General features: G+C 68.6%; 23 protein-coding genes. 17 read left to right on the forward strand and 6 right to left on the reverse strand.

What is annotated here, in order from left to right; all coding sequences use genetic code 11:
• Window positions 1-9: 9 nt before the first annotated feature.
• From selD to AC1DW0_RS22410, 4 genes are all read left to right on the forward strand, one after another.
• Window positions 10-1,071 carry a selenide, water dikinase SelD gene (selD, locus tag AC1DW0_RS22395; RefSeq protein ID WP_457350745.1) on the forward strand — a complete coding sequence of 354 codons (1,062 nt, stop codon included), beginning with the start codon at window positions 10-12 and terminating at the stop codon, window positions 1,069-1,071.
• A gap of 153 nt (window positions 1,072-1,224) precedes the next feature.
• Window positions 1,225-2,088: a transglutaminase-like domain-containing protein gene (locus tag AC1DW0_RS22400; RefSeq protein ID WP_457350747.1), complete on the forward strand. Its 864-nt coding sequence runs from the start codon at window positions 1,225-1,227 to the stop codon at window positions 2,086-2,088.
• 7 nt (window positions 2,089-2,095) lie between these two features.
• Window positions 2,096-3,235 carry a sensor histidine kinase gene (locus tag AC1DW0_RS22405; protein WP_157281781.1) on the forward strand — a complete coding sequence of 380 codons (1,140 nt, stop codon included), beginning with the start codon at window positions 2,096-2,098 and terminating at the stop codon, window positions 3,233-3,235.
• A 117-nt stretch (window positions 3,236-3,352) separates the two neighbouring features.
• Complete coding sequence (locus tag AC1DW0_RS22410; RefSeq protein ID WP_477948101.1) at window positions 3,353-5,230, forward strand: potassium transporter Kup; 1,878 nt, start codon at window positions 3,353-3,355, stop codon at window positions 5,228-5,230.
• A gap of 95 nt (window positions 5,231-5,325) precedes the next feature.
• Here the strand turns inward: AC1DW0_RS22410 and AC1DW0_RS22415 are convergent, their stop codons facing one another.
• The 3 genes from AC1DW0_RS22415 to AC1DW0_RS22425 all read right to left on the reverse strand — a co-directional run bounded on the left by AC1DW0_RS22415 (window position 5,326) and on the right by AC1DW0_RS22425 (window position 6,621).
• Window positions 5,326-5,583 carry a hypothetical protein gene (locus tag AC1DW0_RS22415; RefSeq protein ID WP_457350752.1) on the reverse strand — a complete coding sequence of 86 codons (258 nt, stop codon included), beginning with the start codon at window positions 5,581-5,583 and terminating at the stop codon, window positions 5,326-5,328.
• Between the two features lie 27 nt (window positions 5,584-5,610).
• Window positions 5,611-6,159 carry a hemerythrin domain-containing protein gene (locus AC1DW0_RS22420; protein ID WP_056199883.1) on the reverse strand — a complete coding sequence of 183 codons (549 nt, stop codon included), beginning with the start codon at window positions 6,157-6,159 and terminating at the stop codon, window positions 5,611-5,613.
• A 105-nt stretch (window positions 6,160-6,264) separates the two neighbouring features.
• Window positions 6,265-6,621 carry a PRC-barrel domain-containing protein gene (locus tag AC1DW0_RS22425; protein ID WP_056201253.1) on the reverse strand — a complete coding sequence of 119 codons (357 nt, stop codon included), beginning with the start codon at window positions 6,619-6,621 and terminating at the stop codon, window positions 6,265-6,267.
• Window positions 6,622-6,807: 186 nt separating this feature from the next.
• On the opposite strand from AC1DW0_RS22425, the gene AC1DW0_RS22430 reads away from it, so the two are divergent.
• Entirely contained in the window at window positions 6,808-7,389 is a 582-nt protein-coding gene (locus tag AC1DW0_RS22430) for a histidine phosphatase family protein (protein ID WP_457350756.1), read from the forward strand.
• A 45-nt stretch (window positions 7,390-7,434) separates the two neighbouring features.
• On the opposite strand, the gene AC1DW0_RS22435 is transcribed toward AC1DW0_RS22430, so the two are convergent.
• Window positions 7,435-7,869: a hypothetical protein gene (locus tag AC1DW0_RS22435; protein WP_477948104.1), complete on the reverse strand. Its 435-nt coding sequence runs from the start codon at window positions 7,867-7,869 to the stop codon at window positions 7,435-7,437.
• 1 nt (window position 7,870) lies between these two features.
• On the opposite strand from AC1DW0_RS22435, the gene AC1DW0_RS22440 reads away from it, so the two are divergent.
• Window positions 7,871-8,341, forward strand: coding sequence for an adenylyltransferase/cytidyltransferase family protein (locus AC1DW0_RS22440; protein WP_200955306.1), 471 nt, complete (start codon window positions 7,871-7,873; stop codon window positions 8,339-8,341).
• Between the two features lie 103 nt (window positions 8,342-8,444).
• Here AC1DW0_RS22440 and AC1DW0_RS22445 read toward each other — a convergent pair whose 3' ends face one another.
• Window positions 8,445-9,110 (reverse strand): protein-L-isoaspartate(D-aspartate) O-methyltransferase, encoded by a 666-nt coding sequence (locus AC1DW0_RS22445; RefSeq protein ID WP_477948105.1) that lies wholly within the window; start codon window positions 9,108-9,110, stop codon window positions 8,445-8,447.
• Window positions 9,111-9,115: 5 nt separating this feature from the next.
• On the reverse strand, window positions 9,116-10,198 hold the full coding sequence (locus tag AC1DW0_RS22450) for a GGDEF domain-containing response regulator (RefSeq protein ID WP_477948107.1): 1,083 nt from the start codon (window positions 10,196-10,198) through the stop codon (window positions 9,116-9,118).
• Here AC1DW0_RS22450 and AC1DW0_RS22455 point away from each other — a divergent pair.
• From AC1DW0_RS22455 to AC1DW0_RS22505, 11 genes are all read left to right on the forward strand, one after another.
• Window positions 10,191-10,586, forward strand: a complete 396-nt coding sequence (locus AC1DW0_RS22455; RefSeq protein ID WP_477948109.1) for a TfoX/Sxy family protein — start codon at window positions 10,191-10,193, stop codon at window positions 10,584-10,586. The two genes, AC1DW0_RS22450 and AC1DW0_RS22455, sit on opposite strands and share 8 nt — an antisense overlap.
• A 135-nt stretch (window positions 10,587-10,721) precedes the next feature.
• A complete protein-coding gene (locus AC1DW0_RS22460; protein WP_477948111.1) occupies window positions 10,722-12,410 on the forward strand; it encodes a GH39 family glycosyl hydrolase in 1,689 nt (562 codons plus the stop codon).
• Between the two features lie 15 nt (window positions 12,411-12,425).
• Window positions 12,426-15,488: a glycoside hydrolase family 2 protein gene (locus AC1DW0_RS22465; RefSeq protein ID WP_477948113.1), complete on the forward strand. Its 3,063-nt coding sequence runs from the start codon at window positions 12,426-12,428 to the stop codon at window positions 15,486-15,488.
• A 7-nt stretch (window positions 15,489-15,495) separates the two neighbouring features.
• A complete protein-coding gene (locus AC1DW0_RS22470) occupies window positions 15,496-17,241 on the forward strand; it encodes a PQQ-dependent sugar dehydrogenase (RefSeq protein ID WP_477948115.1) in 1,746 nt (581 codons plus the stop codon).
• A gap of 164 nt (window positions 17,242-17,405) precedes the next feature.
• On the forward strand, window positions 17,406-18,212 hold the full coding sequence (locus tag AC1DW0_RS22475; protein ID WP_082532801.1) for a PEP-CTERM sorting domain-containing protein: 807 nt from the start codon (window positions 17,406-17,408) through the stop codon (window positions 18,210-18,212).
• Between the two features lie 69 nt (window positions 18,213-18,281).
• The gene (locus tag AC1DW0_RS22480) at window positions 18,282-18,644 is read left to right on the forward strand and encodes a hypothetical protein (protein WP_457350770.1); all 363 of its coding nucleotides are present in this window, start codon (window positions 18,282-18,284) and stop codon (window positions 18,642-18,644) included.
• Window positions 18,645-18,767: 123 nt separating this feature from the next.
• Window positions 18,768-20,027, forward strand: a complete 1,260-nt coding sequence (locus tag AC1DW0_RS22485) for a TolC family protein (protein WP_457350771.1) — start codon at window positions 18,768-18,770, stop codon at window positions 20,025-20,027.
• Window positions 20,024-20,650, forward strand: a complete 627-nt coding sequence (locus AC1DW0_RS22490) for a hypothetical protein (RefSeq protein WP_477948118.1) — start codon at window positions 20,024-20,026, stop codon at window positions 20,648-20,650. Before AC1DW0_RS22485 ends, AC1DW0_RS22490 begins: the two co-directional genes overlap by 4 nt.
• Window positions 20,647-21,765, forward strand: coding sequence for an efflux RND transporter periplasmic adaptor subunit (locus AC1DW0_RS22495; protein ID WP_477948120.1), 1,119 nt, complete (start codon window positions 20,647-20,649; stop codon window positions 21,763-21,765). Before AC1DW0_RS22490 ends, AC1DW0_RS22495 begins: the two co-directional genes overlap by 4 nt.
• Window positions 21,766-21,775: 10 nt before the next feature.
• Entirely contained in the window at window positions 21,776-24,901 is a 3,126-nt protein-coding gene (locus AC1DW0_RS22500) for an efflux RND transporter permease subunit (protein WP_477948122.1), read from the forward strand.
• Window positions 24,902-24,968: 67 nt separating this feature from the next.
• Window positions 24,969-25,469: a hypothetical protein gene (locus AC1DW0_RS22505; RefSeq protein WP_477948124.1), complete on the forward strand. Its 501-nt coding sequence runs from the start codon at window positions 24,969-24,971 to the stop codon at window positions 25,467-25,469.
• Window positions 25,470-25,474: the final 5 nt, after the last annotated feature.

Consider the following 25,474-nt stretch of genomic DNA (forward strand, 5'->3'; position numbering starts at 1 on the left):
GTTGGAAACATGATCCCCTCCTCTTCCGTGCCCCGCCTGACCTCGCTATCCCACGGTGGCGGCTGCGGCTGCAAGATCGCCCCGGGCGTGCTGAGCGAGATCCTGAAGAGCACGCGCCACTTTCCGGCGCCGCCGGAACTGCTGGTGGGCATAGAGACCGCCGACGACGCGGCGGTCTACCAGCTGACCGACGAGATCGCGCTGATCGCCACCACCGACTTCTTCATGCCCATCGTCGACGACCCCTTCGACTTCGGTCGCATCGCGGCGACCAACGCCATCAGCGACGTCTACGCCATGGGTGGCAAACCCATCATGGCGCTGGCCCTGGTGGGCATGCCCATCAACGTGCTGCCGGTCGACGTGATCGCCAGGATCCTGGCGGGCGGTGAATCGGTCTGCGCCGCCGCCGGCATCCCGATCGCAGGCGGCCACACCATCGATTCGGTCGAGCCGATCTACGGGCTGGTCGCGCTGGGCGTGGTGCACCCCCAGCGCGTCAAGCGCAATGCGGACGCACGCCCCGGCGACCGGCTCGTGCTGGGCAAGCCGCTGGGCGTGGGCATCCTGTCGGCGGCCCTCAAGAAGGAATCGCTCTCAGCCGACGGCTATGCGCAGATGATCGCCACCACGACGCAGCTCAACACCCCGGGGCCGGACTTGGCGGCGCTGGAGGGCGTGCACGCGATGACCGATGTGACGGGTTTTGGCTTGGCCGGCCATGCGCTGGAACTGGCGCGCGGCGCCCAGGCCAGTGTCGAACTCGACTGGGCGCGGGTGCCCTTGCTGGCGCAGGTGCGCGAACTCGCCGAGCGCGGCATGGTCACCGGCGCCTCGGGGCGCAACTGGGCCGGCTACGGCTCGGACGTGCAGCTGCCGCAGGGCTTCCCGGCCATCGATCAGGCGCTGTTGAGCGACCCCCAGACCAGCGGCGGCCTGCTGGTGTCTTGCGACGCCAGCGCGGTTGACGCCGTGCTGGACGTGTTTCGCCGCCATGGGTTCGGTGCGGCGGCGGAGATCGGCAGGGTCGTGGCAAACGGGCCGCAAGGCAGCCGCCTGCGCTTGAACTGAGCTGCCCCACGGCGGGTCCAACCGCCTATCCCCTCCCGGCAACAGAGGTATGCCCGGCCGGGGGGTGTAAGGTCGGGCTACTTTGGAGCCCCTCATGACGTCCCGTTCTGGATCCGCATTGCTGGCAGCAGGTCGCACTCCTGCGTGCCAAACATGATCCGCCTCGAGATCGCGCTTGAACTCGACTACGTCATTGCCGACCCGGGCTGTGATTTCATCTTCAACATCCACGCGGCCAGCACCCCCCGCCAGCTGGTGGTGGCGGAGTCGCTGACGCTGAGCCAGCCCTTGCTGGCCCGCGTCGAGACGGAGCCGGTCACCCGCAACCGCTACCTGCGCCTGCAGGCCCAGGCCGGGCCGCTGAAGGTGGCCTACCGCGCCACGGTCGACCTGATGCATCACTTCGCCCCGCCGGGTGACGTGGGCGAGGTGCCCGTCGCGCGGCTGCCCGCCGAGGTGCTGGGCTATATCTACCCGAGCCGCTACTGCCAGTCCGACCGGCTGCACCGCATGGCCATGCGCGAGTTCGGCCAGCGCTGGCAGGGCTACGGCCGCGTGCAGGCCATCCGCGACTGGGTGCTGGAGCGCACGACCTTCACGTCCAACACCTCGGACTCCAACACCTCCGCCATCGACACCCTGCTCGATCAGGTGGGCGTGTGCCGCGACTTTGCCCACCTGATGATCGCGTTGTGCCGCGCCATCAACATCCCGGCGCGCTTCGCCACGGGCATCGACTATGGTGCCGACCCCGCGCTCGGGCCGACCGACTTCCATGCCTACGTGGAGGCCTACGTCGGCGACCGCTGGTACATCTTCGACCCTTCAGGCACCGCGATCCCGATGGGCTTCGTGCGCTTTGGCACCGGGCGCGATGCCGCCGACGTCGCCTTCGCCACCATCTTCGGCACGGTCAACTCCGGCGCCCCGGTCATCAACATCCAGGCCGTGGCCGGTGCCGACGGACGCCTGCAGCTGCCCTACCACTGCACCGACGCCATCTCGACGGACGGATAACGTGGCCGTGAAGATTCTCTCGGTTCTAGCCCGGCATCCCATCCTGGTTCCCCTGGCCTGCGCCGCAGCGTTGACCGTGGTGCTGGTGGGCGAGAGTTCCTACTGGCAGTCTGAAGACGTGCTGGGTGAACTCAGCGCCCTGCGCGCCGGCACCGCCAGGCTGGAGGAACTGCGCGCCGCCCCCACCGATCAGCAGACCGACATCCACCGCACGCTGCTGCTCAACCGCCTGGGCGTGGCGCTGCTGAGCGTGGCCAGCCTCGCTGCGTTGTTCCTGTACCTGCGCCAGGGGCTCGCGCTGGAAGACCAGCGCGAGCGCGAAAAGCAGGAACGCCAGCGCCTGGTGCAGATCGAGCGTGAGCGGCTGGAGGTCGAGGTGGCGCGCCGCACCGCGCAGCTCGTCAAGCTGGCGCATCACATCGAAACGGCGCGCGAGCAGGAGCGGGCCCGGCTGGCGCGCGACCTGCACGACGAGATGGGCTCGCTGCTGACGTCCGCCAAGCTTGATGCCGCGCGCATCAAGACCCGCGTCGCGAGCCTCGCACCCGAGGCGCTGGAGCCGCTGACGCGGCTGATCGAGAAGCTCAACAGCGGCATCGCGCTGAAGCAGGACATCATCGAGAACCTGCGCCCGTCCACCCTCGACACCCTGGGCCTGGCCGTCACGCTGGACATCCTGGCCGGCGATTTCGCGAAGCGCTCCGGCGTGCTGGTGCATTGCGAGCTGGCGCCCGTGCGGCTCGCCGAGGCCGCCGAACTCGTCGTCTATCGCGTCGTTCAGGAAGCCATCACCAACGTCAGCAAATATGCGCGCGCGCGCCAGCTGTGGCTGAACCTGGGCATCATCCAGGGGCAGGCCGAACTGACGGTGCGGGACGACGGCGTCGGCTTCGATGCCAACGCTGCGACGAACTCGAGCTACGGCCTGCTGGGCATGAGATTCAGGGTCGAAGCCGAGCACGGCAGCTTGTCGGTGACCTCGGCGCCGAATCAGGGCACGCTGATCCGGGTCAGGCTGCCAGCGTCGACCGAAGCCCCCGTTCCCTCCGAATACCTCAGCATCGCCGCCGCCACATCTCCGCCGGATAGTCCTCAAGGCCGAGTGAACGGTACTGCCCGCGACCTTCCGGTGTTGCGCCAAGGCTGAACTCTCGCCAGCCTGGTTGGCGCGTGGCGCACACGCCGGCAGCGGGCTGCCGCGATCTTTATACGTTCTTTACACCGCCTACGGGAAACTGGCTCCATCCCACCCAGTTTCCCGTTCATGAGCCTTGAGACCCAACGCAGCGGCCTGGCCGCACTGACGCTCGGCGCAATCGGTGTCGTCTATGGCGACATCGGCACCAGCCCCCTCTACACGCTCAAGGAAGTATTCCTGCCCGCTACCGGCGTCACGCTGGACACCCACAACCTGGTGGGCGCGGTCTCGGTGATCGTCTGGGCGCTGATGTTCGTCGTCACGCTCAAGTACGTGATCCTGATCCTGCGCGCCGACAACCGCGGTGAAGGCGGCGCACTCGCGTTGACGGCCCTGGCCGCCCATGCCGTGCAGCAGCGGCCCAGGCTGCGCGGCGCGCTGCTGTTGCTGGGCCTGTTCGGGGCGACGCTGTTCTATGGCGACAGCGTCATCACGCCCGCGATCTCGGTGATGGGCGCCATCGAAGGCCTGGAGGTCGTGACGCCGACCTTGAAGCCCTATGTGCTGCCGATCTCGGTGGCCATCCTGGTGGGGCTGTTTCTGGTGCAGCGCCATGGCACGGCGGCGGTGGGCAAGGTGTTCGGGCCTGTGATCGTGCTGTGGTTCGCCGTGCTCGGCGCCATCGGCGTCATGCACATCACCCAGCATCCCGAGATCCTGGCTGCACTCAACCCGCTGGAGGCCTGGGCCTTCCTCAGCACGCGGGGATGGCATCTGTTCGCTGCCGTCGGCGCCATCGTGCTGGCATTGACGGGCGCCGAGGCCCTCTACGCCGACATGGGCCATTTCGGCGTGAGGCCGATCCGCCTGGCCTGGACGGGGCTGGTGTTTCCCGCGCTGGCGCTCAACTACCTGGGCCAGGGCGCGCTGCTGATCGGAGACGCCACTGCCATCGAGAACCCGTTCTTCCGCCTCTTCCCCAGCGCCTTGGTGCTGCCCATGGTCGGCCTCGCTGCGATGGCCGCCGTGATCGCCTCGCAGGCCGTGATTTCCGGGGCCTACTCGATGACCAAACAGGCCATCCTGCTCGGCTTCCTGCCGCGCCTCACCTTGCGCCATACCTCCGCCAGCGAGTCCGGGCAGATCTACGTGCCGGCGGTCAATTGGGCACTGCTGGCCGGCGTCATCGGTGCGGTGCTGATGTTTGGCAGCTCATCGGCGCTGGCGGGGGCCTACGGCATCGCGGTGACGCTGACGATGCTGATCACGACCGTGCTGACCTTCTTCGTCATTCGCGACGGCTGGAAGCTCCCCGCGCCGCTGGCGATCGGCGCCACGGTGTTCTTCCTGGCCGTGGACATGCTGCTGGTGGCCGGCTGCGCCATCAAGTTCTTCGACGGCGGATGGTTTCCGCTGGCGCTGGGCCTGATGCTGTTTGTCTTGATGAGCACCTGGGCGCGCGGCCGTCAGCTGCTGATGGCCGGCCTGCGCAGCGAAGGCATCGAACTCCAGCCCTTCATTGAGAGCCTCGCCCTGGGCGAGGCCCATCGTGCACAGCGCACGGCGGTCTATGCCGTCGCCGACCCGAACCTCGTGCCGCAGGCCCTGTTGCACAACCTCAAGCACAACCAGGTCCTGCACGAAACGAACGTCATCCTGAACGTCATGTTCCACGACCGGCCGATGGTCGACGCAGCCAACCGCCTCGAATTGACATCGTTGGCGCCAGGCTTCTGGCGCGTGCTCGTCCACTACGGGTTCATGGAGGAGCCCGACGTTCCCCTGGCACTGGCGCTGTGCGAGGCCAAGGGCTTGCGCATCGAGCCCTTCGAGACCAGCTACTTCCTCAGCCGCGAGACGGTGGTGCCGACTCCCGGTGGCGGCATGGCGAACTGGCGTGAGCGCCTGTTTGCAGCATTGAGCCGCAACTCCAGCGGGGTCGCCAGGTTCTTCCGGTTGCCGGACAACGCGGTGGTCGAACTGGGCACACGCGTGCAGATATAGCCAGGCGCGTCGCGCCGTCTTGCGAACAGTTCGGCCCGCGGGGGCAGTCCGGCAGCGTCGAGGCGCTCAACCACGGCAGCAACGACGTGCTCGCACTACAACCCCGGCGTTCCCTTGTCGAACGCCGGTATCCCCTCAATGGCGTGGTGAGCGGCCTCGGTGGCATAGGTCAATGCTTCCTGCTCCGTAGCCCACAGGTTGTCGGTTGTCGGGCGGTAGCTGTCATCCGTGCCAACCTGGCCAGCGGCGGCCACGTCAAGGATCGCGAAGCGTCCTTCGAAGCCGCCGCTGCGAGGCACCGCCTCCACCGTGAACCGCACACCCCGGTGAACGTCGGCGATGGCCTCACTCATGGCTTCTCCTTGGATTGAACGACGCCGTCAGTGCGGCTCAGCGTCCTGCCCCATCAACTCCGCCTTGCGCCCGGCGATGGCTTCACCCAAGGTATCCAGGTCGAGGTCGGACTTGCGGATCTTGGGGAACATCTCGCCTTCCTCTTCCTTGACGTGATGGTCGATGTACTCGCCAAGCACCTTCACCTTGGCGTCGTAGTGATCGTCATCGGGCGAGCCGGCTTCGATCTGCGCGATGAGTTCCTTGGCGCTGGCGTGCTCGATGTCGGCTTCGTCGATCAGGTCGGCGTCGTCGCCCAGCACGTCCCGCGCGGCCGGATAGAAGAGCTCTTCCTCGGCCGTGGCGTGCGCGGTCAGCATGACGCAGATCTGCAGCGCGATGGCTTGTTTCTCGCCGGCATCGCCATCGGCCTTGACAAGCTTGTCATAGGCCCGGAACAGGGACTTCACCTCCCGGTGATCGGCGGTCAGCAGATCGATCGCGTCCGGTGTCGAATCGCGTGTCGTCGGGCTGGCGGGTTTCCTGGCCGTGCTCTTGGTGGATTTGGCTGAGGTCTTCGTTGCGCTGGTGGGCATGGGAGTTCCTGCTGGCTGATGGTTTGGAAAGACTCCGGCGGGCACCGGAGCCGGTGAATTCAGAGCTTGTCTTCGGCAAGGGCGGTACGAACCGCCCTGTCGAGATCAAACCCAGGTCTCGCCGTAGTAGTCGTAGACCTTGCGACCGTAGTCGCGCGTGTATGCCGGCTCGCTGTAGCGGGCATAGCGCGGCGCGCCTTCCAGCTGCGACTTGTCGAGGTTCACCACATAGCCGTCCTTGGCGGTGTCGTACTTCAGCTTGGACCAGGGCATGGGATAGAGATCGGTGCCCATGCCCAGGAAGCCGCCGAACTCCAGGGCGGCGTAGCGCACCTGCCCGGAGGCCTTGTCGATGACCAGGTCGTCGATGGAGCCGAGCTTGTCGCCCTGCAGGTTGTAGACCTCGGTGCCTTCAACCTTCGAGGCAGCGATGGTGGGGCCGGTGGTGTTGTCAGTGTTCATGGTGGTCTCCGTAGCTGTGTAGCGGTCGATGGCGCCGCCCTGCTTCGACGGCAAATCACGTACCCACGCGCGGTGCCTCCTGCCTCGTTGAACCGCCTTGCAGGCTTGCCAACCATGCGGCATTCCGTCCTACACATGCCACCGCTGGCTTGGCGCATGCTGCGATGCAGCAGTTGAAGTTCAGCCATGTCGAAATGCATCATGCTGATTCGCCACGCCGAGAAGCCACACGGCGAAGACGGCGGCGTGGATGAATCCGGTCGCGACGATCCCAACTCGCTCAGCGTTCAAGGCTGGCGCCGCGCCGGCGCGCTGGTTCCGTACTTCTCGGCACTGGCTGAACGCCTGCATCCGCAGGTGCTGGAGCGCCCGCAGCACATCCTTGCGGCCCGGCCAACGGCAAGGCATCCGTCGACCCGCCCCTATGACACCGTGGAAGGCCTGGCCGACCGCCTCGGGGTTGCCGTCGACGAACGCTGGTCGGACCACGATCCGGTAGACAAACTCGCGTGGCACTTGCGGTCGCTGGATGCGCCGGTGCTGGTTTGCTGGCGGCACGACGATCTCCCCAAACTTGCCAAGGCGATCACGACAGTCGATGAAGTGCCGGAGAACTGGCCGTCCGAGCGATTCGACCTGACGTGGTCGTTTCGCTGCCAGGCGGGTCGCTGGCTGTTCCAACAAGTGCCGCAGCTCCTGCTGGCCGGTGACCGGCTCACACCCGTCGACTGGCCGCAGAACAGAGCAAGGGCACGGCAAGCGGCTTGAGCAGGTTGCCGACGGTCTGGCCGCCATGGTGGCCCGCCTGCGGCATCAGGTGCAGCCGCTCGGCCAGCATCGGCCCTCGCGGCCGGTGGGAGCGGCATTTGCCAATCGTTGGGCCTTCCGCACCCTGCGCAAAAGCCCCTTGAGCCCAGCACCAACCGTCAGCCGCTTCCTCACCGCCGACGCTGCGAAGGCGGCGTTGACGGCGCCTGCCATCGCCGTCCAGCTCGCCATGGTCGACTGGCGCGGCGGCAGCGCGCGGGCGCGGCCCTCGTCATCGCCCCCCAACGGAGCGGCCCGTTCACGCGAGCGCAGTTTGCGCAGCTGCGGCAAGTTCTGCTGCACAGACTGCAGGTTGAATTCGGCGTCTCCATCGACGGCGTCGAGGCCGGCCAATGCGCTGGCGCACGGGACCTCGTCTGCGCCAACGCGCAGCGCCTCGCCTGGAACATGACCGGGGGCTTCAACCGGCAGGAGATGCAAGGTGCAGAGCAACTGGAATGGCGCCTTCAAATGCCTGGCACCCGAGCAGCTGATCGAGCGGCTGGCATGGCTGGAGCGGCCGCTGGTGTTCACCAACGGCGTGTTCGACCTGCTGCATGTCGGCCACGTCAGCTGCCTGGAGGCGGCACGCCGCCAGGGCAATGTGCTGGTGGTTGCGCTGAACAGCGACGCCTCCGCCCACGACCTGGGCAAGCCGGGTGAGCGTCCCTGCTGCACGCTGCACGAGCGCGCCCACGTCATCGCGGCCCTGTCCTGCGTGAACTGGGTGACGTGGTTCGAAGAGGCCACGCCGGCGGCGCTGCTGCAGGCGGTGCGGCCCGACGTGTACGTGAAGGGCAGCGACCACGCGGCGGAACAACTGCCTGAGACACCGTTGGTGCGCGGCTGGGGCGGCCGCGTCGTCACCGTGCCCTACTTGGCCGGCCACTCGGCGGCGGCCAGACGCAGCTGATCGAGCTTGGGGCGCATGCGCCTTCCCCTAAAGACTCTCTCAGGCGCCTAAGGCGGTAGGGGTCGGGCCGGGAAGCGAGCAGCGAGCTTGCCCGGGGCGGCGCTCATGACCTGGCCTCCTCCTCGGCCCAGCCCTGTGCGCCGATCAATGGCACGAAGGCCACGTCGGCGAGCGCTTGCTGGTCGAAGTGGCCGTTCGCCAGGCGCCTCACCTTGACGAGGGTCTGGCCTCGGGTTTTACCGACCGGGATGACCAGGCGGCCGCCGGGCGCGAGCTGGGCCTTGAGCCCGGGCGGCACGTCCGGGCCCGACGCGGCGACAAGGATGGCATCGAAGCTCCCACCGCCGGGCCAGCCGCCGCTGCCGTCGCCGGTGGTGATCTCCACGTTGTCGTAGCCGAGCGCCGCCAGGCGCTCATGCGCACGGCGAGCGAGCACCTCGCTGCGCTCGATTGCCGACACGTGCGCGGCGATGCGGCTCATCACGGCAGCCGCATAGCCCGAGCCCGCGCCGATCTCCAGTACCGCGTCGCCCGCCTTCACTTCGGCGGCCTCGATCATCAGCGCGACGATGAAAGGCTGGGAGATGGTCTGGCCCTGGGCGATGGGCATGGCTGCGTCCTGGTAGGCGACGTCCTCGAAGCCCGCTTCGACGAAAAACTCGCGCGGCACGGTGCGCATCGCCCGCAACACCGCGTCGGCGCGGATGCCGCGGGCGGCCAGCTGTGTGGCCACCATGCGCTCGCGCCGCTCGGCGTAATCCACGTTCATGGCGCTCAGAGATCCATCAATTCGCTGGACGTGCAGTCCCGGCCGCGCTCCTTGGAAACGTAGAGCGCCCGGTCGGCACGCTCCAGCACGGCATCCAGCGCCTCGTCCGGGCGGGCCTGCGCGACGCCAGCCGAGAAGGTGTAGGCAATACCGGCATGCGGCTCCAGCGTGTGGCGCACCCGCTCGAGCGCGGTGCAGGCCTCCGCCATCTCGGTGCCCGGGAGCAGCAGGAGGAATTCCTCGCCGCCGATGCGGCCCATGGCCTGGCCAGATCGCAGATGGGCCTGGGTGTGATCGCAGAAGTGGCGCAGCACGGCGTCCCCGACGGCGTGGCCACGTGTGTCGTTGACTCTCTTGAAGTGGTCCAGGTCCAGCAGCGCAAGGCTCACCGGCTGGGAATGCCTGCGCGGGTCGTTCAGGGCGCTCAGCGCGAGTTTCAGGATGTGCCGGCGGTTCGGCGTGCCGGTCAAATCGTCGGTAAAAGCTGCCTGGACCGCCAGCTCGTGCGCACGCTCCAGCTCCGAAGCCATCCGCTGGTTGGCTCTCAACAGGCGCTCGCAGTCGTCCTTCTGATCACGCAGCGACTTGCGCTGCAGATAGAGGGCGACAAACGCACCGACCTTGCTTTCCAGCACCTGAGGGTGCACCGGCTTGACCAGGAAGTCGACGGCACCGGCCTCGTAGCCACGGAAAGTCCGCGCCGCGTCGCCGCCGTCGCCCGTCAGAAAAATGATGGGAACTTCGCGGGAAAGCGCCTCATCGCGCATGGACTCGGCAAGCTGGAAGCCATTGACGTCGGGCATGGTGACGTCGACCAGCGCCAGCGCAAAGTCGTGCTGCGTCAGCCGTTCCACCGCCACCGCGGCGGACTCGGCGGATACCACCTCGATGCCGGGACGATCCAGGATCAGCTTCGTCGAAGCAAGGTTGTCCAGGTTGTCATCGACATGGAGGATGAAGGCAGTCTCACGAGAAGGCAGCTGAAGCTCCCGGGAGGACGTTGGTGGTGCGCGGCAATTGACGCTCCCGGTGCCACCCCTGGCAGATACTGGCGCCGTCAAGGCGACATCAGGAATCTCCGTGAACACGTCCCCGATCAGCGACGACCTGGTAGATCGCGTTCGCCACGCGCTGGCCGGTGTCGCCGACGTGCGTGAGAAGCGCATGTTCGGCAGCGCCGGCTTCATGGTGCGCGACCACCTGTGCGTGACGGCGAGGCCCGAACGGCTGATGTGCCGCATCGACCCGGCGCTGCACGAGATGGCGCTCCAACGTGACGGTGTCGAGACGGTGGTCATGAAGGGGCGCCCCTACCCAGGCTATGTGTTCGTCGCCTCGACGGCGGTACAGACGAAGGCGGCGCTGGACTACTGGATCGAGTTGTCCCTCAAGTACAACGCGACGCTGCCTGCGGCCAGGGAAAAGAAGAGCCCATCGCGGGCCAGGGCCACCGACGGCACGCGCTCACGTTCTTGAGTGAATAGCTGGGCGCATGTGGCGCAGCGAAGGCCCTTCCTACACTCGGCGAGGAATTGCGAGCGGCACACGCAGTGGATGTCGTCATGATCGCGGTCCGAGCCCTTCGACCTCTCGTTTCACGCCATTCATGCCATGAAGCTCCAGCCACTGCCCCGGCCCGTCGCCATCGTCATGGCCGGCTTGATCGCCGCTGCCACGCAGGCTCAAACCGCCGAACCCTTCCCGGTCCATATCGAGGTGGACGCCGGCCGCACAGCTGGCGAGCTCAAGCCCATCTGGCGCTTCTTCGGCGCCGACGAGCCCAACTACGCGACCATGAAGGACGGCCGCAAGTTGATGAAGCGGCTGGGCGAGCTGCGGCCGGGGAGCGTGTACTTCCGCGCGCACAACCTGCTGAACACGGGTGACGGCACGCCGGCGTTCAAGTGGGGCAGCACGAATGCCTACACCGAGGACCGTGACGGCAAGCCGGTCTACGACTGGGCCGTCACCGACCGCATCATCGACAGCTACCTCGAACGCGGCGTGCGGCCCTACCTGCAGATTGGCTTCATGCCGCAGGCCTTGTCGAGCGCCAAGCCGGGCACGCCGTACCAGCACAGCTGGCGCCCCGGCTTCGCCTACGACCTGATCGCCGGCGCCTGGAACGCCCCGCCGAAGGATTACGCCAAGTGGGCCGAGCTGGTCTTCCAGTGGACCAGGCACTGCGTGGAGCGCTACGGCCGCGAGGAAGTGCTGCGCTGGTACTTCGAAGTCTGGAACGAGCCCAACGGCCCGGCCTACTGGACCGGCACGCAGGAAGAGTTCAACAAGCTGCATGACTACGCCATCGACGCCGTGCGCCGGGCACTGCCCGAGGCTCGCGTGGGTGGCCCCGACGTTGCGGGCTCCGGGGGGGCGTTCATGGACGCCTTCCTCAAGCATGTCGTCAGCGGCCGCAACCATGCGACGGGGCAGATCGGCACGCCGACCGATTTCCTCGCCTTCCACGCCAAGGGCAGCCCTCGGTTCGTCGACGGGCATGTGCGCATGGGCATGGCGCCCCAGTTGAGCGGCATCGCCAACGGCTTCCAGAAGATCGCCGCGGTGCCCGAGCTGAAGGACAAGCCCATCGTCATCGGCGAGAACGACCCCGAAGGCTGCGCCGCCTGCCCAGGCCCGCAGAACGCCTACCGCAACGGCACCATGTACTCCAGCTACACGGCGGCCAGCTACAAGCGCATCTGGCAGCTCGCCGACCGCCACCAGGTGAACCTGGAAGGCGCTCTGACCTGGGCCTTCACGTTCGAAGACCAGCCCTGGTTTGCGGGCTATCGCCAACTGGCGACGAACGGTGTCGACCTGCCGGTCCTCAACATCTTCCGCATGTTCGCCAAGCTGGGGCCAACGCAGCTGCGCGCCACCAGCGACGCCGAAGTGGCGCTGGAGGACATCGTGGCGAACGGGGTCCGCGGCCGCCCGGATGTGGGCGTGCTGGCCACCCGCACGCCCGACGGCAAGATTGCCGTGATGACCTGGCACTATCACGACGACGATGCCAGCGGCCCGGATGCGGCGGTCAGCTTGAAGCTGGCGGGCCTGGGCGGGCAGGCGACGCGGTCGGTGACGCAGTGGCGCGTCGACAAGGCCCACGCGAACGCATTCACGCCTTGGCAGGCGATGGGCGCGCCCCAGGCGCCGGACGCGAAGCAGTACGCCCAGCTGGAAGCCGCCTCGGTGATGGCGCCGGCCGCGCTGCCGGTGCTGGCGGTGGCCAATGGCAGTGCGACGCTGAGCTTCACGCTGCCACGGCAGGGTGTGTCGCTGCTCGTCATCGAGTAGGCGCAAGTACACCCGGTGAACGTCAAGCTTGCAGCACTGAAGTGGCTGGCCGGCCTGCTCGTCTGCGGCCTGCTGGCGCCGCTGGCGCTGGCCGCGGACGCGCCGCGCACCGAGACGCTGATGCTGTCGGGCACCGGCCCGGATGACGCGGTGGACTGGGACTTCGTCATCGACGGCGGGCAGCGCGCGGGCGAGCAGGCGCGCATCAAGGTGCCGTCCAACTGGCAACAGCAAGGCTTTGGCCACTACCAGTACGGCTACGACAAAGGCCCGCGGGCGGCGGACAAGGCGACCTACCGACGCCGCTTCAGCGTGCCGGCCGAGTGGCAGGGCCGCACGGTCCGCGTGGTCTTCGATGCGGTGATGACCGACACCCTCGTGAAGGTCAACGGCAACGTCACGGGGTCCATCCACCAGGGCGGGTTCAACCGCTTCAGCCACGACATCACCCGCTGGCTCAAGCCGGGCGAGGACAACGAGATCGAGGTGCAAGTCAGCGAGGCCTCGGCCGCCACGGCCACCGACATCGCCGAGCGCCATGGCGACTACTGGGTGTTCGGTGGCATCTACCGGCCGGTGTGGCTGGAGGCGTCGCCGCTGCAGTCCATCGCGCACGTGGCCATCAACGCCCAGGCCAGCGGCGAGCTCACGGCCGACGTGACGCTGCGGGCGCCGCGCACGGTGACCCGGCTGGCGGCCCAGGTCACCACCCGCGACGGCACGGCCGTGGGCCAACCCTTCTCCGCCGCACTTCCCACCGGCGGCGCCGGGCGCGTGCGCGTCCAGGGGCGGATCGACCAGCCGCTGCTCTGGTCCACCGAAACGCCGCACCTGTACTTCCTGCAGCTCACGCTGTTCGAAGGCGACAAGGCCGTCCACCAGGTCAGCGAGCGCTTCGGCTTTCGGACCTTCGAGGTGCGCGAGGGCCAGGGCCTGTACCTCAACGGCCAGCGCATCATGCTCAAGGGCGTGAACCGCCACAGCTTCCGCCCGGAGACGGGCCGCGCCGTGTCGCGCGCCCAGGCCTATGAGGACGCGCGGCTCATTCGGTCCATGAACATGAACGCCATGCGCGTGGCCCACTACGCGCCCGAGAAGGCCTTCCTGGAGGCGGCCGACGAGTTGGGGCTGTACGTCATCAACGAGCTGAGCGGCTGGCAGAAGGCCCATGACACGGAGGTGGGCCGCAAGCTCGTGCGCGAGCTGGTGGAGCGCGACGTCAACCACCCCAGCATCCTGTTCTGGTCCAACGGCAACGAAGGCGGCTGGAACCGCGAGCTGGACGGCGACTTCGCCCTCTACGACCCGCAGGCGCGGCCGTTGCTCCACCCGTGGGAGGCTTTTGGCGGCATCGACACCAAGCACTACCCGCGCTACCCCGACCTGCTGCGCCGGCTGGCCGGCCCGCTGCTGGTGATGCCCACCGAGTTCCTGCACGGCCTGTTCGACGGCGGCCTGGGTGCCGGCCTGGACGACTACTGGCGAGCCATGAGCGCCTCGCCGCGCGGCGCGGGCGGCTTCCTTTGGAACCTGGCGGATGAAGGCCTCGTGCGCACCGACCAGGGCGGGCGCATCGACGTGTTCGGCACCTACGCGCCGGACGGCATCGTCGGCCCCCGGCACGAGAAGGAGCCCAGCTACTACACAGTCAAGGAGATCTGGTCACCGGTGCAGATCGCGCCGCCAACGCTCGACGATCAATTCAACGGCGTGCTGAAACTGCGCAACGCGTTCGATTTCACGACGCTGGCGGCGGTGCGCTTCCAGTGGGAATGGATTCGGTTCGCCCAACCGCAGGACCGCAGCCCGGACGCCCGCGTGCTTGCCCAAAGCGACCTCTCCGGGCCGGCCGTGGCTCCGCATGCCGCGGGTGAGTTGAAGCTGCCGCTGCCCGCGGCCTGGCGCGAGGCGGATGCGCTGCGCCTGACGGCAACCCAGGGCGACCAGCATCTGTGGACCTGGGTCTGGGCAGCGCCGGACCGGCCCTCCCGCCTCGCACGCCAGCATGCCGGCACGCCTGCAGTGGTGAGAGACGGCGACAGCATCCGGCTGCAGGCCGGTGCCGTGTCCGCGCGTTTTGATGCCCGCACCGGGCTGCTGCTTGAACTGGCAAGGGACGGAAAGGTGCAACCCTTGTCCAACGGGCCGCGCCTGGTCGTCGCCCGGCCCAGGCAGGCCGCCGAGCCAGCATGGATGGAACCGGCCGCCGCGGCCGACGGCGTCTACGAGTTCCCCACGCCGACGATGGCCAATGTTGCAACCATCGACCTCGGCATCACCGAGACCGACGGCTGGGCGAGCTTCAGGCTGGATCTGTCTGCCGACGGTCAGCGTTGGAAGACCGTCTTTGACGGCGCGCGGGTGGCGCGCGACGGGCAGTCCTACATCTTCCCGCCCCAGGCCGTGAAGGCGCTGCGCGTGACCCGCCTGGCGGGCGTGCGGCGCACGCCCTCGGTGGTGTCTCTGCGGCTGGCCTTCGAAGCAGACCGCTTCGCCGTGCCGACGGCTCAGGTCGTCGTGACCGCAGGCACCGGGCCGCAAGGCGCCTGGCTGGAAGCGCCTGGCGCCGGCGGGCTGGACCGCGTGCGCTGGACGCTCGGCGAAGACGACGACGGCGGCGGCGGCGGCGTGCTTGCGCTGGACTACGGCTACCAGCTCCAAGGCCCCACGCTGTACCACGGTGTCGGCTTTGATCGGCCGCTCGTTGAGGCCAGCAAGCCCCGCGCGCTCGTGCGCGGGCCGAGCCCCGTCTGGCAGAACCGCCTGCGCGGGCCCGTGCTGGGTGTGTACGACATCGCGCCGCCTGCCGGCTACTTCGCGGACCCTCGCTGGCTGCGGCTGAGCTCACCAGTTGGGGACCTCACCATCGTCAACGACGGGGCAGGCTATCTGCAACTGGGCGCGAGGCTGGCAGACTTCCCGACCACCAGCGTGGATTTCCCAGCCAGCGACATCGGCTTCCTGCACGCCATCCCCGCCATGGGCGCCAAGGGGCAGGCCGCTGACCTGACCGGGCCGGCGGGTGAGCCGGCCATGGCGACGGGGCGCTACGGCGGCCGGTTGCTGCTGCGGTTCTGACGGCCGCATGACGCTGCCCGGTTGCACAACGATCACAGGAGATCCATTGAACCCCCTTCACCTCATGCGGGCCGCGGCGTTCGGCCTGCTCGCCCTGGCGGCCACGGCACCCGCTCAGGCGCAAGACATCGCCCTGGGCCAACGACTGTTCGACAGCAACTGCGCCATGTGCCACACCGCGACACCGGACAGGCGCGCGCTGATGGGCCCCGGCCTGCATGGCATCGTCGGGCGCAGGGTGGGTGAAGCGCAGGGCTTCGGCTACTCGGCGGCACTGTCCGCGCTGGGTGCAAAGGGCAAGGTCTGGACGAAGGCGGAGCTGGACAGGTTCATCGCCGACCCCTCGGCCTATGCACCCGGCACCACCATGCCGATCAGCATGGCGGACAAGGCACAACGCCGGGCGCTGTTGGCCTATCTCGAAAAGCTTTCAGGCCCGGCGACCACGGTGGCGGTGAGCACTGCGGCCAGCAAGCCGGCGGTCCCTGGTGCAGACGTGGGCAGCTGGAGTGCTGATCGACCGGGGCGGATCCATGAGTGGAAGGTGGCCGACCTGCCCAAGCCCTTCGCCACCGAAAGCGCGAGCAACGGGCCCCGCACGGTGCCACGCCCCGAGGGCGCGTTGCCGTTGGTTCCCGAGGGCTTCAAGATCAGCTTGTGGGCCAGGGACCCTGATCGCGGCCGCGTCACGGTCAAGGCACCCAACGGGGACATCTTCATCTCGTCCACGACGAAACGGCTGGTCAAGGTGTTCCGGTCGTCCACGGGCGAGACCGCCGATGTGGTGAGCACCTTTGCGTCGGGCATGGACCGCCCCTTCGGCCTGGCTTTCTGGCCGACAGGCTCCGACCCGCGGTACCTCTACGTGGCCTTCGTCAATTCCGTCGTCCGATATCCGTACCGCAACGGCGACCTTGTGGCCGGCGGTGAGCCCGAAGTGGTCGTTCCCAAGCTGTCCCAGGCCGTCGGCGCGCACTCGTCCCGGACGCTGGTGTTCTCTGCCGACGGACGCACGATGTTCCTGTCCATCGGCTCGGCGACGAACGTCGCCGAGGGCATCGGCAAGACGCCTCCCGAGCCGCTTGCCGGCTGGGAAGCCAGGCACGGCCTGGGTGCAGCCTGGGGTGAGGAGGAAGGCCGCGCCGTGGTGCTGGCGTTCGATGCCGATGGCAAGAACCGGCGCACCTATGCCGCGGGGCTGCGCAACTGCGTCGGCATGTACCTCTACCCACGCACCGGGAACCTGCTGTGCAGCGTCAACGAGCGCGATCTGCTGGGCGACAACCTGCCGCCGGACTACCTGACCCGGGTGAAGGAAGGCGCCTTCTATGGCTGGCCCTGGTTCTACATCGGCGCTCATGAAGACCCCCGTCTCGCCGGCCATCGACCCGACCTTCGCGACAAGGTGACAGCGCCCGATCTGCTGCTGACGGCACACGCAGCACCACTCGGCATGGTCATGTACGAGGCGCCGCCGGCCGCCCCTGCGGCGTTCGCGAAGGCCTACGACGCCGACCTGTTCGTCGCCTTTCACGGCTCCTGGAACCGGCAGACGCGCACGGGGTCGAAAGTGGTCCGGGTGTTCATGAAGGATGGCGTGCCGACGGGCCGCTACCAGGACTTCGTGACGGGTTTCGTCGCCAGCGACACCGAAGTCTGGGGCCGGCCCAGCTCGGTCGCCGTGCAGAAGGACGGCTCACTGCTCGTGGATGACGATGTGACCGGCGAGATCTGGCGCGTCGCTCCGAAATGAATGTTCCAGGCTGACCGACGCCGCGTTGCCCGTTGCCCTGCACGCCCCCTAGATTGGCAGCTGCCCGGGGCGTCCCACCGGACCGGAAACATGTTCTCCTTGCCGGCGGACCGTTCACCCGATTCCGTTGTCAGGTTTTTCGTCTCCGTCAGCCAAGGAACATCATGACTCGCTCACGAACGTTGCTCAGCGCGCTTCTTTGCGCTTGCGCGGTTTTGCCGTTTGGCGCGGCGCATGCGCTCGGCGTCGTCACCTATGTGGGTCACGCGGCCGCTGACAATTTCAATCCGCTCAATCGCCTGAATGACATCGACCACGGGACGACCTTTGCGCCTGCAAGCTACGGGGTGAACGTGGATGGCAACGTCGCCACCTCGATCACCGATTCAGCCCAGGGGGGCTCGGCTTATGCCTATTCCCTCTCCGTGGCTGCGTACTCGCCCGTCCTCGGATTCACCGTCGGCGGTGGTGCTGGAGCGACCACGACGATTCATTACCAGGTCATGCTGAGCGGCCCGGCCGCGGCAACGGTAGTGCCGGTGCACGTCCTCGCCCACGGCTTGGTCGACGGCGAAGGAAGTACGCAGGCATCGGCCTCCTTCTCCGTGAACTACGACAGCGGCGGCGCTGGCGCGATTTTGCTCGCCGGCATCAACCTCAACGGAGTGAGTGGCAACAGCTTCTCGTTCGATCAGGTCACCAACTTCAAGGTCAATGCCGTCTTTGATGTCTACCTCCGTGCCGATTCCGGCTCGGGCGGCCCCGGCGGGCCGGCAGGCTGGTCGAAGGCCTTCGTTGACCCTTCGTTCACGATCGACGACCCGGCGCTGGCCGCGCTCTACCACTTCGAAGGCATTCCTAGCGCCGTGCCTGAGTCGGCGACCTGGGCGCTCACGATGTTGGGGCTGGGCGTGGTTCTCGGCGTGCGGCGCCGGCGGACTGCGCTCGTGCCAGTGCCCGAATCGCAATGATTGGTTAACTGGCCCCAGTAGGCGGCCGCGCCATGCGCCTCAAATGGTCGCTCCGCTAGACTGACGACCATGCGCCACGGCCTGACGACCTTCCTGCTGATGCTGTGCATGTGCTGGCAAGCGCTGGCCCATGCAGGCGTTGCCGTGGGGATGGCGGGCCAGGAAGAGCAGCAGCATGCGTTGATGCACCTCGAGGGCCAGGGGCATCATCACGATGGTCACGGCGACGCCAGCGGCGTCCACGAGGACCAGTCGCTCGCCTCGGCCCATCATCTGGCCAGCGACTGCGGTTTGCATTCACCGGTCCTGATGACCCGTGTTGACCTGCACTTGCCACAACTGCCGCCGGCGATGCCGGTGCAGACCGCGGCGACGCCCCCTCCACCGCCCTGCCTTGCCGGCCCCGAGCGGCCACCCAAAGCCCAGTCCTGATCCCGCCCGCGACCCGCGCGTGCTGACGCGCGGCCGTCTGTCGCTCTGGCGGTGACCTCTTGCGCATGACCAGCCCTGGGCTGGCCCCATGCGGGTCGCCGCCGCTTTCGCATCAGGACCCTCGTGAAAATCCCTCCATGGTTGGCGCCATGGCTCGCCGGCAGCGCCCTTGCTGCCAGCGCGCTCGCCTGTGCCGCCCAACCCCTATCGAATTCCGCAGCGCTCGCGGCCAGCCGCCCCAGCCTGGCCCAGGCGATTGACGCCGCCTGGCAGCGCTCCGCCGAGGTGACGCAGTCGCAAGGCCAGCAGCGCCAGGCTCGCGCCGAGCAGGCCGTCGCCGCCAGCTGGCTCGCCGCGCCGCCAGCGCTGCAGCTGTCCCAGCGTGAAGGCCGCGGCAATGGCGCCAGCGGCCAGCGCGAAACCGAGGTCGGCATCGCCCTGCCGCTGTGGCGCATCGGCGCCCGCGCAACCGCCGGCCAGGCCGCCCAAGCCGGCCTCGACTGGAGTGCCGCCGCCGAGCGGGCCGCCCGCCTGCACGTGGCCGGCCAGGTGCGCGAAGCCCTTGGCCAGCTGAGCGGCCTGGAGGCGGAGCAGCGCCTGGCCGCGCTGCAAGGCCAGTTGCTCGGTCGCCTGGCCGAAGACGTCGACCGCCGCGTCAAGGCCGGCGACCTCGCGCCTGCCGACGCGATGGCGGCCCGGGCCGAGTGGCTGTCCAGCCAGGCTCTGGAAGCCGAGGCTGCGCAGAAGCTGCGCGCCCAGCAGACGCAATGGCAATTGCTGACAGGCCTCGCCGTCGCCGCGCAGTCCGAGCCCCCGCCTGCAGGGGCGACCTTCAACCTGGATGAGGCCCACCCCGAACTGCAGCTCACCACACGTGCCGTCGAGCGTGCCCAGCGCCAGCTCGCCCTGGCACAGGCCCAGCGCGGCGATGGCCCCGAGCTGGGCGTCAACCTGCGCCAGGAACGCCCCGGCCAGGGCAACCCGGCACTGAACGGCATTGGCGTCGCGCTGCGCCTGCCTTTTGCTGCATTTGGCACCGAGACGCACGCCCAGCCGCGCATCGCCAGCGCACTGTCCGAGGTCGACATGGCCCTGACCCAGCAGCAGCGCAGCCGCGACCGCCTCGCGGCCGAGCTGGAGCTGGCACGCAGCCAGCTGCAAGGTGCTCAAGCCCAGGCCCGCCTCGAAACGCAGCGCGCCACGCTGCTGCGCGAGCGGGCGGGCCACATCGACAAGGCTTTCAAGGCGGGCGAATCGCCGCTGCCCGAACTGCTGCGGGCGCTGAGCGCCGCCGCGCAGGCCGAGGCCGCCAGTGAACGCCAGCAAGCCCATCTGCGCCTGGCCCAGGCGCGACTCCAACAAGCCCAAGGATTGCTTCCATGACCTCCCTTTCCCTGCTGCGCGCCCTCGGCGCCGCTGCGCTGGCCGTGAGCCTGGGCGCTGCGGCCGGCCCCGGCGCCCACGGACCCAACGGCGAACATCTCGACGGCCCGGCCGCCACCACCGCGCCTGCCGGCAGCCGCCCGCGCATCGAAGCCAGGAGCGAGCAGTTCGAGCTGGTCGCCACGCTCGCCGGCGGCGAGTTCTCGATGCTGATCGATCGCTTCGCGACCAACGAGCCGGTGCTCAAGGCGCAGGTCGAAATCGAGTCCGGCGGCCTCAAGGCCAAGGCTCCCTTCCATGACGACATCGGCGACTACGCAGTCGCCGACGAGGCGATGCTGAAGCTGCTCGGCAAGCCCGGTGACCACGCCATCGTCATCACCGTCATCCACGGCAACGAGTCGGACCTGCTGGACGCGACCCTCAAGGTCACCACCGACCAAGCCCAGGCCGCGGCGCAGGCGCCGCACGCGCACGAGCCCGGCGATGACCACGGGCACGACCACGCCAGCGGCTCACGCAAGCTGTGGACAGGGATGGGCGTCATCGCGGCGGTGCTGATCGCCGTGGCCGCATGGCGCCGCCGCTCTGGCGCCAAGACGGGGAACGGAGGCCAGGTATGAAGCGCCCGCTGCTGACCCTTGGACTGCTGCTGGCCGCCACGGCCAGTCTCGCCGGTCCCGGCGCCCATGGCCCCAATGGCGAACACCTCGACCAGGCCGGCCCGACCAACGCCTCGGGCCTCGTGCGCCTGCCCGACGGCAGTGTCAACGTGCCCAAGCTGGCCCAGCGCCGCTTGGGGCTGCGCACGCTGATCGCACCCGAGACCGAGGCCGCCGCGACGCTGGAGCTGCCCGGCCGTGTGGTGCAGGACCCCAACGCCAGCGGCCGCGTGCAGGCCAGCCATGGCGGCCGTATCGAACCCGGCCCCAAGGGACTTCCTGTGCCCGGCCAGGCCGTGCAAAAGGGGGAAGTCCTCGCCTGGCTGCACCACCACGCCGAGCCTTTCGCTCAGGCCAACCAGGAGGCCCAGCGCGCCGAGTTGCGCGCCGGCCGCCAGCTCGCCGAGCAGCGTCTGAAGAGGCTTGAAGGACTGGAGGGCACGGTGCCGCGCAAGGAGATCGAGGCCGCGCGCCTGGAGGCCGAGTCCCTGGCCGCGCGCGAGCGCAGCATCGCCGCGAGCCTCGACCAGCGCGAGCCGCTGCACGCGCCGGTGTCGGGCGTCATCGCCCGCTCCGAGCTGATGGCCGGCCAGGTCATCGACGCGCGTGACGTGCTCGTCGACATCGTCGACCCGGCTCGACTGATGGTCGAAGCGCAGACGGCTGACGTCACGCTGGGCCAGCGCATCGCCGGCGCCGAGCTTGCGGGCATCGGCGGCGTGAAGCTGCAGCTCGCCGGCGTGCCCCGTGCACTGCGCGACGGCAGCTTGCCGCTGAGCTTTCGCGCACAGGCCGACAAGGCCGGGGAAGCGACATCGCTCGCCGTCGGCCAGACGGTCACGGTGATCGTCTCGATGAAGGACAAGGTCAAGGGTGTCGTGCTGCCGGCCGAGGCCGTCGTGCGCAGCCCGGTCAACGAGACCGTTGTCTGGATCAAGACCGGCGCCGAGCGCTACATGCCTCAGCCAGTGCAGGTGAAGCCGCTGGACGCCAAAACCGTGCTCGTCACGCGAGGCCTTGCGGCGGACAACCGCGTCGTCGTCGTGGGCGCGGCGCTCATCGCGCAGATCCGCTGAAGGGCCGGCCATGTTCAACTGGATCGTCCACACCAGCCTGCGCAACCGGCTCTTCGTTCTGGCCATTGCCGCACTGCTGATGGCCTACGGCGGCTTCACCGCCTGGCGCACGCCGGTCGATGTTTTTCCCGACCTGAACAAGCCACTGGTGACTGTGCTGACCGAGGCGGGCGGCATGGCGCCTGAGGAGGTCGAGCAGCTCGTCAGCTTCCCCATCGAGACGGCGCTGAACGGCATGCCGGGCATCACGCGGGTGCGTTCGACGTCGGGCGTGGGCCTGTCCCTCGTCTACGCCGAGTTCGACTGGGGCACCGATGTCTACCGCAACCGCCAGCAGGTGGCCGAGCGGCTGGCGCAACTGCGCGGCCAGCTGCCGGGCGACATTGCGCCGGTCATGGGCCCCGTCTCGTCCATCATGGGCGAGGTCATGCTGATCGCGTTGCCGCTGGGCGCCGGACAGGCGACGCCGATGCAGGCACGCGAGTACGCGGACTTCGTGTTGCGGCCTCGGCTGCTGGCCATCCACGGCGTGGCCCAGGTCATTCCCATCGGTGGCGAAGTGCGCACGCTGCGCGTCGAGCCCGACACGGTGCGCATGGCCCAGCTCGGCGTGTCGCTGACGCAGGTGGAGCAGGCGCTGCGCGGCTTTGCGAGCAACGCGGGTGGCGGCTTCGTCGACCTGAACAGCCGCGAGTACCTGATTCGTCACCTCGGCCGCACCCATCGCATCGAGGACCTGCAGGGCATCGCCGTCGCCTGGAAGGACGGCCGCGCCATCCTGCTGGAGCAGGTAGCCAACGCGCGCTTCGCCGCCGGCTTCAAGCGCGGCGACGCCGGCTACAAGGGCGCACCGGCCGTCATCGTCAGCGTGCAGAAGCAGCCGGACGCCGACACGGTGCAGCTGACCAAGCAGATCGAGACGGCCCTGGGCGAGCTCGAGCCCGGCCTGCCCAAGGGCCTGAGCGCGCCCAAGGTCCTGTTCCGCCAGGCCGACTTCATCGAGGCCTCGATCAGCAACGTCACCGGCGCGCTGCGCGACGGCGCCATCATGGTGGCCATCGTGCTGTTCGCCTTCCTGCTGTCGGTGCGCACGACGTTGATCTCGCTGATCGCCATCCCGTTGTCGCTGGCGGTGACGGCACTCGTGTTCCGCCTGCTCGACCAATCCATCAACGTGATGACGCTCGGCGGCCTGGCGATCGCCATCGGCGAGCTGGTGGATGACGCGGTGGTCGATGTCGAGAACATCCAGCGCCGGCTGCGCGAGAACCGGGCGCTGGCCCACCCGAAGCCGGTGCTGGAGGTCGTGCGGGCCGCCAGCGTCGAAGTGCGCACCGGCATCGTCTACGCGACGCTGATCGTCGTGCTCGTCTTCGTGCCTCTGTTCGCGCTGCCGGGCATCGAGGGGCGGTTGTTCACGCCGCTGGGCATCGCCTACATCGTGTCCATCCTCGCTTCGATGCTCGTGTCCATGACGGTCACGCCGGTGCTGAGCGCCTTCCTGCTGCCCCGCATGAAACGGCTGGCGCACGGCGACAGCCCGTTGGTCGCGCGGCTCAAACGCTGGGACGAACGGCTGCTGACCTGGTCCTTCCCGCGCGCGCAGCTGCTGATCGTCTCGGCGGTGATCGCCGTGGCTGCCGCCGCGGCCAGCGTGCCGTTCTTTCCGCGCGCCTTCCTGCCGGCCTTCAACGAGGGCTCCCTGGTGTTGTCGTTGATGTTCAACCCCGGCACGTCGCTGGCCGAGGCCAACCGCATGGGCGCGCTGGCCGAGAGGCTGATCGGCCAGGTGCCCGAGGTGACCCAGGTCGGCCGCCGCACCGGACGCGCCGAACTGGACGAGCATGCCGAGGGCGTGCACTCGTCCGAGATCGACGTGGACCTGCGGCGCGGCGGCAAGCCCGTCGACCGCGAGGCGGTGATGGCCAGCATCCGCGCCCAGCTCGCGTCGCTGCCCGCCCAGGTCGCCATCGGCCAACCCATCTCGCACCGGCTGGACCATCTGCTGTCGGGCGTACGGGCGCAGGTCGCCGTGAAGATCTATGGCGACGACACCGACACGCTGCGCGGCCTGGCCGAGCAGATGCGGGCGGGGCTGAGCAGCGTGCCGGGTCTGGTGGACCTCACCGTCGAGAAGCAGGTGCTGATCCCGCAGATTGCCGTGCGGCTGGACCAGCGCAAGGTCGCCCAGGCCGGGCTGTCGCCGGGCGAGGCGGTGCGTGTGCTGCAAGCGCTGACCGATGGAGCGCACGGCGCGCAGATCGTGGACGGCCAGCGCCGCTACGACCTGGTGCTGCGCCTGCCCGACGACCAGCGCGGCCCGCAGGATCTGGCGCGCACGCTGATCGACACGCCGGCCGGGCGGCTGCCGCTGTCCAGCATCGCGACCGTCGAGGAGGCCGACGGCCCCAACCAGATCGGCCGCGAGAACGGCCGGCGGCGCATCGTGGTCTACGCCAACACCGACGGGCGCGACATGGGCCGTGTCATCGGCGACATCCGCCAGGTCATCGCCAAGACGGCGCTGCCCACCGGCGCCTTTGTCAGCCTGGAGGGCCAGTTCCAGGCCCAGGAGCAGGCCACGCGGCTCATCATCGGCCTGTCCCTGGTATCGCTGGCGATGATGTTCCTGGTCCTCTACACGCGCTACCGATCGGCGGTGCTGGCCGGCATCATCATGGCCAACATTCCTCTGGCGCTGGTCGGCGCCGTCATAGCGATGTGGCTGGCGGGCGTCACGCTGTCGGTCGCGACGATGGTGGGCTTCATCACGCTGGCCGGCATCGCCACGCGCAACGGCATCCTCAAGGTCAGCCACTACATCAACCTGTGCCGCTTCGAGGGAGAGCGCTTCGGCCAGCCCATGATCGTGCGCGGCTCGCTGGAGCGGCTGACGCCGGTGCTGATGACGGCCCTCGTCGCGGCCTTCGCGCTGACCCCGCTGCTGCTGGCCGGCGACGAGCCGGGCAAGGAGATCCTGCACCCGGTGGCCGTCGTCATCTTCGGTGGCCTGGTCAGCTCGACGCTGCTGGACACGGTGCTGACGCCGGTCATCTTCTGGCTGGTGGGTGAGCGCCCCTTGATGCGGCTGTTGCGGGATGAAGAGCCCTCGGCGGGCGCGCAGGAGGCTTTCTAGCCGTTGATCGAGGCCATGCGGCGCCGCACACCCCAAAGCGCCGCACGCCATCAAGTAACGTGCCGTCATGACGAAACGACTGATTGCTCTGGGCGTCCTGCTCGCCACTGGCATGCCACTCTGGGCGGCCGATGCGGCCCGCGACAACGGGACGCTAGCAGCCAGGGCCGAGGCGGTGTTCGGCAAGCAGGCGGGCCAGAGCTTCGATGCGCCGGCGGTCAAGCCGAGCGCTTCGACGCCGCGCACGGAGAGCGTGACGGTGACGCTGGCCCCGGGCAAGGGCGCCGAGGTCCAGGCGGAGCTCGACGCCGGCCAGGGCATGGTCTTCCACTGGTCCGCCAGTGGAGACGTGGCCGTGGACCTGCATGGCGAGCGGGCCGGCTCGAAGGGCGAGTACACCAGCTACGACATCGAAGCCGGCCAGCGCCATGGCGCCGGCACCTTCGTGGCGCCGTTCGCAGGCACGCATGGCTGGTTCTGGAAGAACCGCAGCCAGCAGCCTGTCACGGTGACCGTCACGATCACGGGTTTTCACAAGCGCCTGGTCCGGCACGGCGGCCAGCCCTGAGAGCG

Source organism: Roseateles sp. P4_D2 (assembly GCF_056401875.1).